This window comes from Nocardia sp. NPDC050175, assembly GCF_044459885.1.
Lineage (GTDB): Bacteria > Actinomycetota > Actinomycetes > Mycobacteriales > Mycobacteriaceae > Nocardia.
This window is the reverse complement of record NZ_JBITJI010000002.1, coordinates 455,590-470,251: the sequence shown is the minus strand read 5'-3', so window position 1 is coordinate 470,251 and position 14,662 is coordinate 455,590. Positions and strand designations below refer to the sequence as shown.

At 68.1% G+C, this 14,662-nt stretch carries 14 protein-coding genes and 1 tRNA gene; 8 read left to right on the top strand and 7 right to left on the bottom strand.

Annotation, left to right across the window (positions count from 1 at the left end; translation table 11 throughout):
• Positions 1-83 precede the first annotated feature (83 nt).
• From purB to ACIBK2_RS07765, 3 genes are all read right to left on the bottom strand, one after another.
• On the bottom strand, positions 84-1,505 hold the full coding sequence (gene purB, locus ACIBK2_RS07775) for an adenylosuccinate lyase (RefSeq protein ID WP_396964820.1): 1,422 nt from the start codon (positions 1,503-1,505) through the stop codon (positions 84-86).
• A gap of 83 nt (positions 1,506-1,588) precedes the next feature.
• A complete protein-coding gene (locus ACIBK2_RS07770) occupies positions 1,589-2,233 on the bottom strand; it encodes a TetR family transcriptional regulator (RefSeq protein WP_357379591.1) in 645 nt (214 codons plus the stop codon).
• A gap of 128 nt (positions 2,234-2,361) precedes the next feature.
• Positions 2,362-3,525 carry a pyridoxal phosphate-dependent aminotransferase gene (locus ACIBK2_RS07765; RefSeq protein ID WP_379282099.1) on the bottom strand — a complete coding sequence of 388 codons (1,164 nt, stop codon included), beginning with the start codon at positions 3,523-3,525 and terminating at the stop codon, positions 2,362-2,364.
• Positions 3,526-3,663: 138 nt separating this feature from the next.
• Between ACIBK2_RS07765 and ACIBK2_RS07760 the strand changes: the two genes are divergently transcribed.
• The gene (locus tag ACIBK2_RS07760; protein ID WP_396964817.1) at positions 3,664-4,653 is read left to right on the top strand and encodes a M23 family metallopeptidase; all 990 of its coding nucleotides are present in this window, start codon (positions 3,664-3,666) and stop codon (positions 4,651-4,653) included.
• Positions 4,654-4,755: 102 nt separating this feature from the next.
• Here the strand turns inward: ACIBK2_RS07760 and purD are convergent, their stop codons facing one another.
• Complete coding sequence (gene purD, locus ACIBK2_RS07755) at positions 4,756-6,069, bottom strand: phosphoribosylamine--glycine ligase (RefSeq protein ID WP_396964814.1); 1,314 nt, start codon at positions 6,067-6,069, stop codon at positions 4,756-4,758.
• Between the two features lie 160 nt (positions 6,070-6,229).
• Between purD and ACIBK2_RS07750 the strand changes: the two genes are divergently transcribed.
• The 5 genes from ACIBK2_RS07750 (at position 6,230) to ACIBK2_RS07730 (ending at position 11,064) form a co-directional block, all read left to right on the top strand.
• Positions 6,230-6,607: a PH domain-containing protein gene (locus tag ACIBK2_RS07750; protein ID WP_396964812.1), complete on the top strand. Its 378-nt coding sequence runs from the start codon at positions 6,230-6,232 to the stop codon at positions 6,605-6,607.
• Between the two features lie 10 nt (positions 6,608-6,617).
• Positions 6,618-7,043: an HIT family protein gene (locus tag ACIBK2_RS07745; protein ID WP_396964810.1), complete on the top strand. Its 426-nt coding sequence runs from the start codon at positions 6,618-6,620 to the stop codon at positions 7,041-7,043.
• A gap of 118 nt (positions 7,044-7,161) precedes the next feature.
• Positions 7,162-7,836, top strand: coding sequence for a winged helix-turn-helix domain-containing protein (locus tag ACIBK2_RS07740; protein WP_396964808.1), 675 nt, complete (start codon positions 7,162-7,164; stop codon positions 7,834-7,836).
• Positions 7,837-7,883: 47 nt separating this feature from the next.
• Entirely contained in the window at positions 7,884-9,086 is a 1,203-nt protein-coding gene (locus tag ACIBK2_RS07735; RefSeq protein WP_396964806.1) for a sensor histidine kinase, read from the top strand.
• A 55-nt stretch (positions 9,087-9,141) separates the two neighbouring features.
• The gene (locus ACIBK2_RS07730) at positions 9,142-11,064 is read left to right on the top strand and encodes a glycoside hydrolase family 9 protein (protein ID WP_396964804.1); all 1,923 of its coding nucleotides are present in this window, start codon (positions 9,142-9,144) and stop codon (positions 11,062-11,064) included.
• Positions 11,065-11,189: 125 nt separating this feature from the next.
• On the opposite strand, the gene ACIBK2_RS07725 is transcribed toward ACIBK2_RS07730, so the two are convergent.
• The 3 genes from ACIBK2_RS07725 to ACIBK2_RS07715 all read right to left on the bottom strand — a co-directional run bounded on the left by ACIBK2_RS07725 (position 11,190) and on the right by ACIBK2_RS07715 (position 12,626).
• A tRNA-Thr gene (locus ACIBK2_RS07725) sits at positions 11,190-11,261 on the bottom strand.
• Positions 11,262-11,376: 115 nt separating this feature from the next.
• Complete coding sequence (locus ACIBK2_RS07720; protein ID WP_011207082.1) at positions 11,377-11,619, bottom strand: MbtH family protein; 243 nt, start codon at positions 11,617-11,619, stop codon at positions 11,377-11,379.
• Between the two features lie 173 nt (positions 11,620-11,792).
• A complete protein-coding gene (locus ACIBK2_RS07715) occupies positions 11,793-12,626 on the bottom strand; it encodes an alpha/beta fold hydrolase (protein WP_396964802.1) in 834 nt (277 codons plus the stop codon).
• Between the two features lie 165 nt (positions 12,627-12,791).
• Here ACIBK2_RS07715 and ACIBK2_RS07710 point away from each other — a divergent pair, with 165 nt between their 5' ends.
• Together ACIBK2_RS07710 and ACIBK2_RS07705 are read left to right on the top strand one after the other, a co-directional pair.
• Positions 12,792-12,962 (top strand): hypothetical protein, encoded by a 171-nt coding sequence (locus ACIBK2_RS07710; RefSeq protein ID WP_396964800.1) that lies wholly within the window; start codon positions 12,792-12,794, stop codon positions 12,960-12,962.
• Between the two features lie 88 nt (positions 12,963-13,050).
• A complete protein-coding gene (locus tag ACIBK2_RS07705) occupies positions 13,051-14,607 on the top strand; it encodes a trehalose-6-phosphate synthase (protein WP_396965864.1) in 1,557 nt (518 codons plus the stop codon).
• Positions 14,608-14,662: the final 55 nt, after the last annotated feature.

The window sequence follows — 14,662 nt, the reverse complement described above, 5'->3', positions numbered from 1 at the left end:
CAAAGGCGTGAATGGCCACCGGGGGACGATACCCGTCGGCTATGACACCTGCTAGCGAATTCGCAGCGAAACAACCGCTCCCGCTACAGGATTGGAGAAGGGGTGTAGTTGGCGGCGGTGGGGTTCTGGTCGACGAGTTTTTGGACGGCGGCGATGACGTCGGCGACCTGGGCTTCGGCGGCGCCGATGAAGGCGGACTTGTCGGCGAGGGCGGTGTCGAGGGCGGCGCGGTCCAGCGGGAGGCGGGGGTCGGCGGCGAGGCGGTCGAGCAGGTCGGGTTCGCGGCCCTGTTCGCGCATTGCGAGGGCTACCGCGACCGCGTGTTCCTTGATGACCTCGTGCGCGGTTTCGCGGCCGACGCCGGCGCGCACGGCGGCCATCAGGATGCGGGTGGTGGCGAGGAACGGGAGGTAGCGGTCCAATTCGCGGGCGATGACGGCGGGGTAGGCGCCGAATTCGGCGAGCACGGTGAGGAAGGTTTCCATCATGCCGTCGATGGCGAAGAAGGCATCCGGCAGCGCGACGCGGCGGACCACGGAGCAGAAGACGTCGCCTTCATTCCATTGCGCGCCGGCCAGCTCGGCGGCCATCGAGGCGTAGCCGCGCAGCACCACCTGCAGGCCGTTGACGCGCTCGCACGAGCGGGTGTTCATCTTGTGCGGCATCGCCGAGCTGCCCACCTGGCCGGGCTGGAAGCCCTCGGTGACCAGCTCGTTTCCGGCCATCAACCGGATGGTGTGGGCGAACGAGGACGGACCGGCACCCACCTGAACCAGCGCGGAGAGCACATCGTGGTCGAGCGAGCGCGGATACACCTGGCCGACGCTGGTGAGCACGGTCGCGAAGCCGAGATGCCCGGCCACCTGCTGCTCCAGCTTGGACAGCTTGGCCGGATCGCCGCCGAGCAGGTCGAGCATGTCCTGTGCGGTGCCCATCGGGCCCTTGATGCCGCGCAACGGGTACCGGTCGATCAGCTCACGCACCCGGGTGAGCGCGATCAGCAGTTCGTCGGCGGCCGAGGCGAACCGCTTGCCGAGGGTGGTGGCCTGCGCCGCGACATTGTGCGAGCGTCCCGCCATCACCAGCGTCTGATATTCGGCGGCCCGCTCGGTGAGCCGGGCCGCGATCGCGATGCCGTGGGCGTGCACGTGCTCGAGCGAGAGCCGGATCTGCAGCTGCTCCACGTTCTCGGTGAGGTCGCGGCTGGTCATGCCCTTGTGCACGTGCTCGTGCCCGGCGAGTGCGTTGAATTCCTCGATGCGCGCCTTCACGTCGTGCCGGGTGACCCGCTCGCGCTCGGCGATGGAGGCGAGGTCGACCTGGTCGATCACCCGCTCGTAGTCGTCGAGTACGCCTGCGGGCAGCTCGATTCCGAGTTCCGATTGGGCCCGCAGCACCTCCAGCCACAGTCGCCGCTCGAGCACGATTTTGTTCTCGGGCGACCACAGCCGCACCAGTTCGGGACTGGCGTATCGGGTGGCAAGGACGTTCGGAACGAGGCTCACGACTCCGCCTCGCTGACGCTCGGCTCCGTCGTGCCCCTGGGCACTGTGTCTATGGTTCCCTCGCTGCGCTCGCTCACGTCGTGTCAGTCTAGTGCGCGGAAACGGTCCACTTGCTGGGGCGTCGCCGGTGCGACGATGTCGATCACCTCGAGCAGCGCACCACGGGCCATTCTGCGCGGTTCCGGCTCCATTTCGGTCAGTGCCGCGACCACCGCGCCGTCCACCACCGCGACCAACCTGCGCAGTTGCTCGGGCCGCACCAATCGATCGGAGCGGCGCAGCACATCGGCGAGCAGCTCGTCGAGCTGAGCTCGCAGGCGTAGCTGCACCTCGCGTAGCTCGGGGTGCCGCGCGGAGGCCACCGACCGCTCGTAGCGCGCGATCAACTGCCCGCGCGCACCCTCGTCGTGCCAGTGCCCGTCGACGCCGACCAGCAGATCGAGCACCAGATCGACGGTCGCCTCGGCGCCGCGGCGGCGGTGGCTCACCTCGCCGACTCGGCGGCGCATCGCGTCGAGCTCCACATTGCCGCTGAATTCGACCGCGCGCGCGATCAGGTCTTCCAGCGATTCGAAGTAGTAGGTGGTCGACGCCAGCGGCAGATCAGCACGGGTCGCCACCGACCGATGCCGCACCGCCTCGAACCCGCCTTCGAGCAACAACTCGGCGGCGGCAGCTACCAAAGCCTGGCGACGCCGTTCGCCTTTCGGGGTCGTCGCGGTGATCACCGTGCCATCGTGCCAGTCGTCATCAGTTCTTCCAGGGGAAATCAGCGAGGAAAAGCAACCATCGATGTTCTACCGTATCCGCGCGGCCACGGTGCCGAACTGCGGAAAGTTGTTGCCGGACACGACGATCAAACACCCAGATAGTGCCCTAGACGAACCAGCGCCGCCTCGATGTCCGCGGTGGCGCCCGCGAAGGAGAAGCGAACTGTCCGATTTCCGTGCACGGTGTCGAAGTCGATGCCGGGGGCGAGCGCGACCCCGGTGTTGTCTAGCACGTCGGCGCACCACGCGCGCGCATCATGGGTGAGATGGCCGATATCCGCGTAGGCGTAGAAGGCGCCGTCCGCCGGGGCCAGGTCGGTGATGCCGATTTTCGGCAGGCCGTCCAGCAGCAGTTGGCGGTTGATCGCATAGCGGCGCACATGCCCGTCGAGTTCGGCCTTGGCCTCGGCGCCGAACGCGTGCAGCGCCGCGTACTGCGAGATCGCGGGCGGGCACACGGTCAGGTTGGAGGCCAGCCGCTGCAGGGCGGGGCGTAATCCGCTGGGCGCCAACATCCAACCGAGCCGCCAGCCGGTCATCGAGAAGTATTTGGACACCGAGCCGATCACCACCGATTCGCGGGAGGTCTCCCAGGACGAGGAGGTTCCGGTGTCCGAGCTGTCGTAGGTGATGCCGTGGTAGATCTCGTCGGAGATGAGCAGGGTGCCGTGCGCGTCGCACCAGCGGGCCAGCGCGGCGAGTTCGGCGGGGGCGATCATGGTGCCGGTCGGGTTGGCCGGGCTCGCGACCACCAGTCCGGCCGGTGGTTCGGGCAGCGCGTCCAGCATGGCGACCGTCGGCTGGAACCTGGTTTCCGCGCCGCAATCCAGTTCCACCACCCGGCAGCCGAGCGCGGTGAGCGTGTTGCGGTAGGCGGGATAGCCCGGACGGGCCACCACCACCGTGTCGCCGGGATCGAAGGCGGCCAGGAAGATCAGCGAGAACGCGCCCGACGATCCGGTCGTGACCACCACGTCGTCCGGGTCTACGGCGTAGCCGTAGGTCTCGGTGTGATGCCGGGCGATCGCCTCGCGCAACGGCAGGATGCCGAAAGTCTCGGTGTAGCCGAGCAATTCGGATTCGATCGCGGCCTTGGTCGCGCGCAGCACCGGCGCGGGCGCTGGCGTCGACGGTTGTCCGGCGGCGAGCACGAGCACATCTCCGTGCGTCCTGGCCCGTTGCGCCGCAGCTTTCCAGACATCCATCACGTAGAAAGGTGGAATGGTCGACCGGCGAGATTCTCTGGACACCCGTGTGACGGTAGACGGTGCGGCACGACGACACCTCGCGGACGGTCGTCTTTCGTCGTGCCCGGCAGGCTCCGGCTCGGCACGACCGACTCAGCGCCGGTCGTGCGCTCCCCGCCCACCAGGGTTATGGTCGGCTTGATGCTCGAGAATGCTCGACGAGCTGGGCTCGACCGGGTGCGCGGAGTGGGTGGCATCGGGGTCATTCCGCCGGACTGGCGTGCTCGGCTGCGGCAACGACCGGCACGCGGCCTGCGGGCCCTGCTCGATCGGCGCAACGTTCAGGAGATCCTGCGACGTCGGCCCGATCCGCGGGAACTGTGGCGGCGGCGCTCCGAGCTGCGCGACAGGTGGGACAAACGACCCGACCGCGACAAGCTGCTCGCGCTGCTGCGCAAGCATCGGGTACTGCTGGCCGGGCTCGCGGTGACCGCCGTCTTCGCCGCGGGCGATGCCTCCTTCACGGGCGCGATCAGCGATCGCACCCCGGACCAGGACCACGTGCAGCGCGTCGCCGTGGCCTATCCGCTGCAGGTGCAGTCCACCCCGCCGTCGGTGCGCCGGTACCTGAACGCCATCGACAACGGTGAACGCCTGCGCGAACAGGCCGTGGTCGCGGCGGCCGCGCGGGCCACGCTGGAACGCGCCAAGGCCGAGGCCGCCGCAGCGGCGGCGGGCGAATGGCAGCCGTGGATGGGCGGCGGCGGTGCGACCACGCTGCCCGGCGTGACCCTGCCCGGTATCGGCGGCTTCTTCCTGCCCGCGCACGGCACCTTTACCTCCGGATTCGGTTCCCGCTGGGGCACTTTCCACGCGGGCATCGACATCGCGGCCCCGATCGGCACCCCGATCTACGCGGTCGCCAACGGTACCGTCATCGACGCGGGCCCGGCCGAGGGCTTCGGGCTGTGGGTGCGCATCCGGCACGACGACGGCACCATCACCGTGTACGGCCACATGTACGACTTCTTCGTCTCCCGCGGCGAACGCGTCCCGGCCGGCATGCAGATCGCCCGCGTCGGCAACCGCGGCGACTCCACCGGCCCGCACCTGCACTTCGAGGTCATCATCGGCGGGCAGCACGTAGACCCGCAGCCGTGGTTGGCGTTACACGGCCTCACCGTCGGCTAAGGGCTAGCTCGGCGCAGCGACTGATTTCGCGAGCACATGGGTAACTCGCCGGGCACGGGCTAATGCAACCCACAACATCGCCGACGGCCGCCGACGCCACTGTCACGGCTCCTGAGTCTGGCCTGAATTCGCGGAGGGGCGGGTAAGCACGGCGATGCGATCTTCTACGGCGGCGAGGCCGATGTCGGTGCGGTAGTGGCTGCCCGGCAGTTTGATCGAGGCGATGCGCTCGTAGGCGTGCGCGCGGGCCTCGGCGAGGTCGGCGCCGACGCCGACCACATTGAGCACGCGGCCGCCCGCGGAGACCAGGGCACCGTCCTCGCGCTGCGCGGTTCCGGCGTGCAGCACCGCGGCGGAGTCGTCCACCGCGCCCTCGCCCGCACCGGTGATGACGTCGCCGACGCGCGGGCGACCCGGGTAGTTCTCGGCGGCGAGCACCACGGTGATCGCGGCGCCGTCGCGCCAGCGCGGCGGCTCGACCTGGGCGAGGGTGCCGGTGGCGGTGGCGTTGAGCAGCTCGGCCAGCGGGCTTTCCAGCAGGGCGAGCACGGCCTGGGTTTCGGGATCGCCGAAGCGGCAATTGAATTCGACGACCGCCGGTCCGGCGACACCCATCGCGAGGCCGGCGTATAGCAGCCCGGAGAACGCGCTGCCCCGGCGAACCAATTCGGCCGCAACGGGTTTCACCACATCATCGACGATCGCGGTCACCGCCTCGTCGGACAGCCACGGCAGCGGCGTGTACGCGCCCATGCCGCCGGTGTTCGGTCCGGTGTCACCGTCACCGACCCGCTTGTGATCCTGCGCGGGCAGCAGCGGCACCACCGTCTCGCCGTCGACCAGGCAGAACAGCGAAACCTCCGGCCCGTCCAGGAACGACTCCAGCAGCACCGGGTGTCCCTGCTCCAGCAGTTCGGCGCCGTGATCGCGAGCCGCGGAACGGTCGGCGGTGACCACCACACCCTTGCCCGCGGCAAGACCGTCGTCCTTCACCACCCAGGTCGGCCCGAACCGGCTCAGCGCGGCATCGAGGTCGGCCGGGGTGTCCACGATCTCGCTGTGCGCGGTGCGCACCCCAGCGGCCGCCATCACGTCCTTGGCGAAGGCCTTGGAGCCCTCGATCCGCGCGGCCGCGGCGGACGGTCCGAAACAGGCGAACCCGGCCGCCCGCACGGCGTCGGCGACGCCGAGCACCAGCGGCACCTCGGGCCCGATCACCACCAGATCGGCCGCCGACTCGGTGGCCAGCGCGACCACCGCCTCCGCGGCGCACGGATCGACCGGCCTGGTCGTCGCGTGCTGCGCGATGCCCGCGTTGCCCGGCGCGGCGACGATCGCGCTGACCACGGGGTCGCGGCGCAACGCGAGGACGAGGGCATGTTCACGGGCTCCGGAACCGATGACGAGTACGCGCACGGCAGACAGCTTAGGTGAAGGCCCAGGAAGCTCTGCGCTCGCTCATGAACAGCAGTCGACCATCGAATATCGGTCTCGCGACATGGATGATGGAAAGGGATGGTTCCGGCATACCTCCGCCGGGCCACGCCACCCACACCGCGCGAAGGATGTGCACACGATGGGTCTGATCGACGGACTGATGGGCAATGCCGGGCGGATCGATCCCGGCCGGGCGCAACAGGAATACGCGAAACTGATGGGCGAGGGCGAACAGATCTACGCCGCATATCTTTTGGTGCGCGATGCCATCCTGTTCACCAACCGGCGCCTGATCCTGGTCGACAAGCAGGGCATGACCGGCCGCAAGGTCAGCTATCACAGCATCCTCTACCGCGCGATCACCCACTTCTCGGTGGAGACCGCGGGCACCTTCGACCTGGACGCCGAGCTCTGCATCTGGATCTCCGGCAGCCACGAGCCGCTGCAGAAACGGTTCAACCGCCAGGTCGACATCTACGAGGTGCAGGGCATCCTGTCGCATTTCACCTCGGCGTAGCCTGCGGGGCATGGCTTCTGTCTTCAGCGCGATCATCGCCGGTCAGCTACCAGGTCGATTCGTTTGGGAGGACGACGAATTCGTCGGTTTCCTCACCATCGCACCGGTCACCCCCGGGCACACCCTCGTGGTGCCCCGCAAGGAAATCGATCAGTGGCAGGACATCGATGCGGACACCTTCGCCCGCCTCAACGTCGTCGCCCAGAAGATCGGCCAGGCCGTGCGCGCCGCCTGGGACGCACCGCGCGCCGGTCTGCTCATCGCCGGCCTCGAGGTCCCGCACCTGCACGTGCACGTCTTCCCGGCCTTCACCATGGGCAACTTCGACATCTCCGGCGCCGACACCGACCCGACCCCCGAGTCGATGGACGAGGCACAGGCCAAGATCAAGCAGGCCCTGCGCGACCTCGGCCACGGAGCCAACGTCCCGGACTGAACGTCGTTCCAGCCCAAAACAAAAGGGTGGTCGGACCGAAACTCGGTCTGACCACCCTTTTCGGATGAGCCCCCGGTCAGGATCGAACTAACGACCTGGTCAAGTAGCGTCGCTCCGCATGCGCCTACTGGTCCTGGAGGACGACTCCGAGCTCGGCCCGGCAATCGCCCGAGGGCTGCGCGAGGCAGGCTTCGCGGTCGATGTCGCGGTCGATCTAGCCGACGCCGACTTCAAACTCGCCGTCAACACCTATGACTGCTTGATCGCGGACCGCATGCTGCCCGACGGTGACGCGCTGACCCTGCTGGCCGCCCAGCGCACCGCAGGATCCACACTCCCGGTCCTGCTGCTCACCGCATTGGACGCGGTCACCGACCGCGTGACCGGCTTCGAGCACGGCGCGGACGACTACCTCGTCAAACCGTTCGCGTTCGCCGAGCTCAACGCCCGGGTGCGCGCGCTGTGCCGCCGCGTCCAACCTGCTCGGCCACCCCAGTTGTGGGTCGGTGACCTCGAGCTGGATCATCCACGCCGACGGGTGCGGCGAGGCGGCGTGCTGTTGGCCTTGACCGCAAAGGAGTTCGCGGTCCTGGAGGTGCTGATGATGCGTGCGGGAGAGGTGGTCACTCGTAGTGAACTCATTGAAAGCTGCTGGGACGAGCAGACCGAGCCGCTGTCGAACGTCGTCGATGTCCTCATCGGGCAACTGCGCCGCCAGCTGGGCCCACCGGAGCTCATCGTGACGGTGCGCGGCGTGGGATACCGCATCACCGACCCGGCCACCGACCAGTGACGTCGCGAACTCCCGCACTCGCGCGGCTGCATCGCGCCCGGTGGGTGATGACTCTGCTGTTCGCGGCGACGACCGCGCTGTGTCTGCTGGTGCTGGCCACCATCGCTGTGCGCACCGACAGCCATTCGCGCAGCAACGACCTCGACAATGCGGTCAGTCACCGCGCCGACGGCCTGGCCCGCACCTTGTTCTATGACGCGCAGGGCACGCTGCGGCTGGACTCACTGCCCGAGGACGAGCTCGCCCGCAGCGCCGAGATGCTCGCCATCCTGCAGGCATCCCCGAGTGCTGGACCGCAGATCCGCTCCGCTTACCCGTCCCCGGCGGCCCTCCCCGCGCCGGGGGCACTCCAGAAGATCTGGCAGGAAGTCCAAGACGATCAGGAGACGGTCCTGGTCACCACTGCGGCCGCCGATGGGAGCGAGTATCGGTGGGCCGCGGCCCCGGTCTGGGACCAGGACAGTATCGGCGCCACCGTGCTGGTCGGTGCCGACCCGGCTCGCAGCCAGGCCGCCCACCGACGGCTGATCGAGTGGCTGGCTCTTGGCTGCGCGGCACTCGTACTGGCGGCGGCCGCCGTGGGGCACCTGCTGAGCGGACGCGCGATGCGGCCCGCTTTACAGGGACTCGAGCAGCAGGAGCAGTTCCTCGCCGAGGCCGCGCACGAACTGCGCACACCGCTGGCCACCCTGCGCCTGGTGGTAGAGCACGGCAGCGGCGCACCGGAACGCGCACCCGCAGCTCTGCAGGAGGCTGCGGGGCTGGTCGACCGGTTGGGCCGGCTCGTCACCGGGCTGCTCGCCCGCGCCCGCGTGGAAGCCGGGACCCAGGCCGCCGAACTCACCCCGCTGCGCCTGGACCAACTGGTCCGACAGACCATCCGGGAGCTACCCGATCCCGCCGGTGTCACCGTCACCAGCGAGCCCGTCATCGTCGACGGGGATCCCGAGCTACTGGCCCAAGCGGTCCGGAACCTCGTGGAAAACGCGCTACGCCACGGCGGTGGCACGGCGGTCGACGTGACGGTCACGGCCACCCGGATCGAGGTACGCGACCACGGCCCCGGTGTGCCTCCGCAAGACCGGACCCGGATATTCGGACGACGCGTCACCGGTGCCGCAAGTACCGGCACCGGCCTGGCGATCGTCGCTTGGGTGGCCGAGCTGCACGGCGGCACCGCCCGAATGTCGCAGGCCCCCGGCGGTGGGGCGTTGGCGCAGCTGCTGCTACCCGCACGCACAAGCCGCTGAACTGCACAGCCTTTCCTCATCTTCATCTCATCTAGCACCGGGCAGGGTGCTGCTCATGTCCACTTTCCGACTCGGCCGCACCTGGAGCCTGCGCTCCACCACTCTGCTGGCAGCTCTCACCCTCGCGATCACCGCCTGCACCCTGCCTGCGGGCGGGACCAGTCCTGCCGACGAAGGCCCGTCGAGCACCCGCCCGCCCGCGATCCGGGTCAACCAGGCCGGCTACGCCGTCGGAGAAGCCAAACAAGCCTTCGTCATGGGTTCGGGCCCGGAATTGGGTCAGGCCGGCTACCGGGTGGTAGACGAACACGGCAGCACCGTGACCACCGGCCAGGTCGGCGCCCGCACCGGCAGTTGGAGCAGCAAGTACCCCGCAGTCCACCTCGTGGACCTCTCCGGTCTCGACACTCCCGGCAATTACCACGTCGAGCTCACCGGCACGGCGTCGGGCAGCTCCCCGATGTTCCGCATCGCGCCCGCGGCACAGCTGCTCACCCCCCTTATCGAGGACAACATCCGCTTCTTCCAGGCCCAGCGCGACGGCGCGGACGTGCTTCCGAATGTGCTGCACCGCAAGCCCGCACACCTGGCGGATCGCCGGGCCACTGTGTATGCCACTCCCCGATACAACGAGGAAGGCAACGAACTGCTCGACGCGGCGCTGACCCCGATCGGCGGACCCGTCGACGTGTCCGGCGGTTGGTTCGACGCGGGTGACTTCCTGAAATTCACCCACACCACCGCGTATAGCACCGCCGACCTCCTGCTGGCGCTGCGCATCGCTCCACACGCCGCGGGCCTGGCGCAGGAGGTCGACCATGGGGTGTCCTGGCTGGACAAGATGTGGGACGGCAAGAGCGGCACCCTCTACGCCCAAGTCGGCATCGGCGCGGGCAACGACAACGTCCGCACCGACCACGACGTCTGGCGGCTACCCGAGACCGACGACGACCTGAAAGTGCAACCGGGCGACCCCGACTACCTGATCAAGAACCGGCCGGTGCTGCGGGCCAACGAGCCGGGCGCACCGATCAGCCCTAACCTGGCCGGTCGGGTAGCCGCGGTCTTCGCGCTCGCTGCGCAGAACAGCGCCCTCGAAAACCCCGCTGCCGCCAAATCCTGGCTGGGTAAAGCGGCTGCTGTCTACGCCAAGGCGAATACCGAACCCGGCGACGCGTTGATCACCGCGTTCCCGCACAACTTCTACCCCGAGAACTCCTGGCAAGACGACATGGAGTTCGGCGCCACCGAAATGAGCCTGGCCGCTACAGCATTGGGTGACACCCGCGCCGCCGACTGGAAGCAGCAAGCCATCCACTGGGCGGCACAGTACATTTCCGCCGACACCAAAGGCACCCTCGGCGTCGCCGACGTCAGCGCGCTCGCCCACGCCGACCTCCTCACACTCCTGCAGGCAGGCAACGAGAACGGTGAGAACCTGCAGAAAGATCTGCGCCGACAGTTGGACGACGGCATGAACCGGGCCGCCGAGGACCCCTTCCGAGCAGGGGCGGTGTACACCGACTTCGACTCGGTACCACACACTTTCGGCCTCGTCGCCACCGCACAGCTGTACCGCAAAGCCACCGGTGACCACCATTACGACGCCTTCGGTACGCAACAGCGCAGTTGGGCCCTTGGCGCGAACTCCTGGGGCAGCACCTTCCTCATCGGTGCGGGCGAGGTCTACCCGCACTGCCCCGAACACCAGGTGGCCAACCTCGCCGGCAGCCTCGACGGCAACGGCGACATCCTGCGCGGCGCCGTCGTGAACGGCCCGAACGCCGCAGAAAAACTCGACGAACTCAATACCTTCCCGACCATGAAACGTTGCTCCGCCGATCCCGGTACACCCTGGACCGATTTCGACGGGCACAAAGCCCGTTTCCTCGACGATGTCGGCGCATGGCAGAGCGTGGAACCCTCGATCGACTTCACCTCCACCGCAATGCTCGCCTTCGCCCTGTCACAGGGCTGAAAGCTGAGGATGCGTTCGATGGGTGGCTTGATCCCGCCGATCGACCAGCCCCGACTGAACGTCGTTCCAGCTCAAAGCAAAAGGGTGGCCGGACCGAAACTCGGTCTGACCACCCTTTTTGAATGAGCCCCCTGTCAGGATTGAACTGACGACCTTCGCTTTACAAGAGCGGTGCTCTACCACTGAGCTAAGGAGGCGGGTGCCTTGGAAAAGCGGTTGCCATCATAGCCGGACGCACCGACTGCGTGACACCGGGTTTACGGCATCACGCAGTCGGCGGGTGTCCCGGCGCAGTATTCAGCTACCGCGAGTTCAGGACTGGGCGCCCTGACGGGCCGCGTCGTCGGCGGCCATCGCGTCGCGCAGGCTCTTCGGACGCATGTCGGTCCAGTTCTTTTCGACGTACTCGACGCAGGCAGCGCGGCTGTCCTCGCCGAACACGACCCGCCATCCGGCCGGGACCTCGGCAAAGGCAGGCCACAGGGAATGCTGTTCCTCGTCGTTGACCAGAACGAAGAAGCGGCCGTCTTCATCATCGAAGGGGTTGGTGCTCAATTTCACCTCACTGGATACTGGCGCTATGTACGGGATCGCTCGTGGATCGCCCGGCGCCGGGTCCGACGAACCGAGAGGTTCCACGGACTTGCGCGCCGTTGGAGTCCCGAGCGTTGTTTCGACCCTAGCAAGGGAGACGTTACGCCTGGGTGGTTACCTCTGGCCGGGGAATCTCAGCTCGCGAAGAAGTCAAGCAGAATCTTGTTCACGGTCTCGGGACGTTCCAGATAGCCGAAGTGGCCGGCATCCGGCACCTCTTGGTAGCGCGCACCGGGGATGACCTCGGCAACTTCCCTGGACAGGTAGGGCGGGATCATCCGGTCGTCGGCGAAGCCGACGGCCAAGCACGGCACCGTGATCGCGCGGTAGGCCTGCACCCGGTCGAAATCGTGATCCATCCGACGCTGGGCCCGGATGCCAGGAGTGACCGGGCCGCCGGTGAATTCGAACAGGTCGAGCCAGTCGCGCGCCGAGTTCGGGTCGGCCAGCGTCGCGGGCGAGAGGTTCATCACCGCGGTCACCGCGGCCTCGTACTTCTCCGGCAGCTTCACCCCGCTGGCGTCGAGGTCGTGCTCGCCGAGCGAGAGCGTCTTCTGGAACTGATCGAGGCGCCCGTGGCCTGCCATGAAGACCGCCTTGCGGACCAGCTCGGGCCGGGCCAGCGCCAGCTCCTGCGCGACCCGCGCGCCCATCGAGGTGCCGACGACCAGCGCGGGACCCTCGTCGAGGAACTCGATCAGTCCGGCGGTATCGGCGACCAGCTGATCGATGGTCATGCCGGACGCTGCCTCGAACGAGGGCGCGATCCCGCGGTTGTCGAAGGTGCACACCCGGTATCCGGCCGCGACCAGCGCGGGCACCTGATGCAGTTCCCAGACCCGGCCGGGGCTGCCGGTGCCCATGATCATGACCACAAGCGGCCCGGAACCCTTGACATCGGTACCCCGCGCGCGGTCACCTTTGACCTGGTAGTTGAGGGAAATTCCGTTCACCGTGGCCAGCGGCATATCGACCCTTTCGTGGAGTTGATGCTCCGCCCCACGGTATAGGGGCGGAGGGAGTCGGCACACCGGCCGGGGGCCGGTCTGACGCGGGTGCCACCCGCGCCTGCTGAGGACAGATACCATTGACTATTCGCACGTACGAGCGTAGTGAACCGGGAGGACTTGAAGATGGCCGCGAAGGGCAGCGCGAACGACATCGCGGACGACGATCTGGAACCACTTGCCGACGAAACCGCACGTCAGGCACAGCGCGTTGTCGCGGCCTACGCCGAGGACGCCGACGAGTGCCGGATGCTGTTGTCGATGCTCGGCATCGCACCGAGCGCCCGGGCAGAATAAGCCCAGCCTTTCGACGCCAACGGCGACGTCGACGCACCGGACTCTCCGGGGGACCCAGCGACGCGCAAAGGATGCGTGAGTGGACCAGATGACTTCGTCCGACGACTCCGACCCCGCCCTAGACACGGCACCTGCCGACACCACCGCGACGAGCACCGGCCCGGCCGAATCCGGTTCCGGTTTCGTCGTCGTGGCCAACCGGCTGCCGGTCGACCTGGAACGGCTGCCCGACGGCACGACCCGATGGAAACGCAGTCCGGGCGGTCTGGTCACGGCACTGGAACCGGTGCTGCGCAACAACAAAGGCGCCTGGGTCGGCTGGGCGGGGGTGCCCGACGCGGACGTCGATCCGATCATCGAGGACGGCCTCGAGCTGCATCCGGTGCCGCTGACGGCGTCCGAGGTCGCCGACTACTACGAGGGCTTCTCCAACGGCACGCTGTGGCCGCTCTATCACGACGTGATCGTGCGCCCGGTCTACGACCGCAAGTGGTGGGCCGCCTACGTCACGGTGAACCGGCGCTTCGCCGAGGCGACCGCGAAGGTGGCCGCCGAGGGCGCCACCGTGTGGGTGCAGGACTATCAGCTGCAGCTGGTGCCGAAGATGCTCCGGATGCTGCGCCCCGACCTGACCATCGGTTTCTTCCTGCACATCCCGTTCCCGCCGGTCGAGCTGTTCATGCAGATGCCGTGGCGCACCGAGATCGTCGAGGGCCTGCTCGGCGCCGACCTGATCGGCTTCCACCTGCCCGGCGGCGCGCAGAACTTCCTGTACCTGGCCCGCAGGCTGGCCGGACAGCCGACCTCGCGCGGCACCGTCGGTGTTCGCTCCAAGCTCGGCGTGGTGCAGGTCGGTTTCCGCACGGTCCGGGTCGGCGCGTTCCCGATCTCGATCTCCTCGGCCGAACTCGACGAGCATTCCCGGCGCCGCTCCATCCGCGAGCGAGCCGCGAAAATCCGTGCGGAACTGGGCAATCCGAAGAACATCCTGCTCGGCGTCGACCGCCTGGACTACACCAAGGGCATCGACATCCGGCTCAACGCGCTCGAAGAGCTGTTGCTCGAGGAGCGGATCGATCCGTCCGAGACCGTGATGGTCCAGCTCGCCACACCCAGCCGCGAGCGGGTGGAGAGCTACATCCAGATGCGCGGCGACATCGAGCGCCAGGTCGGCCGGATCAACGGCGAGTTCGCCCAGGTCGGCTACCCGGTGGTGCACTATCTGCACCGGCCCATCCCGCGCGACGAGCTGATCGCCTTCTTCGTGGCGGCCGATGTCATGTTGGTGACGCCATTGCGTGACGGCATGAACCTGGTCGCCAAGGAGTACGTCGCCTGCCACAGCGGCCTCAACGGCGCCCTGGTGCTCAGCGAATTCACCGGTGCCGCAGCCGAATTGCGCCAGTCCTACCTGTGCAACCCGCACGACCTGGACAGCGTCAAGGACGCCATCGTCTCCGCCATCGAGGACGATCGCGACACCAAACGCCGCCGCATGCGCTCGCTGCGCCGCCAGGTCCTCGCGCACGACGTGGACCGCTGGGCCCGCGCCTTCCTCGAGGCACTGGCACAGGGGCAGGTCGCGGGCAGCGCGCTGCTGACCGACGACGACACCTACCCGGAGGAGCGGCAGCCGTCACGCTAACCCTCTTCACAGGAATCACCCAGGTTTGGTCCAGCAAGTTCGCAGCCGGATAACG

What these genes read in the sequence shown, in the direction of transcription:
- ACIBK2_RS07760 (WP_396964817.1), top strand. Translation starts at nt 3,664, where the DNA reads ATGCTCGAGAATGCTCGACGAGCTGGGCTCGACCGGGTGCGCGGAGTG.
- ACIBK2_RS07750 (WP_396964812.1), top strand. Translation starts at nt 6,230, where the DNA reads ATGGGTCTGATCGACGGACTGATGGGCAATGCCGGGCGGATCGATCCC.
- ACIBK2_RS07745 (WP_396964810.1), top strand. Translation starts at nt 6,618, where the DNA reads ATGGCTTCTGTCTTCAGCGCGATCATCGCCGGTCAGCTACCAGGTCGA.
- ACIBK2_RS07740 (WP_396964808.1), top strand. Translation starts at nt 7,162, where the DNA reads ATGCGCCTACTGGTCCTGGAGGACGACTCCGAGCTCGGCCCGGCAATC.
- ACIBK2_RS07735 (WP_396964806.1), top strand. Translation starts at nt 7,884, where the DNA reads ATGACTCTGCTGTTCGCGGCGACGACCGCGCTGTGTCTGCTGGTGCTG.
- ACIBK2_RS07730 (WP_396964804.1), top strand. Translation starts at nt 9,142, where the DNA reads ATGTCCACTTTCCGACTCGGCCGCACCTGGAGCCTGCGCTCCACCACT.
- ACIBK2_RS07715 (WP_396964802.1), bottom strand. Translation starts at nt 12,626, where the DNA reads ATGCCGCTGGCCACGGTGAACGGAATTTCCCTCAACTACCAGGTCAAA.
- ACIBK2_RS07710 (WP_396964800.1), top strand. Translation starts at nt 12,792, where the DNA reads ATGGCCGCGAAGGGCAGCGCGAACGACATCGCGGACGACGATCTGGAA.
- ACIBK2_RS07705 (WP_396965864.1), top strand. Translation starts at nt 13,051, where the DNA reads ATGACTTCGTCCGACGACTCCGACCCCGCCCTAGACACGGCACCTGCC.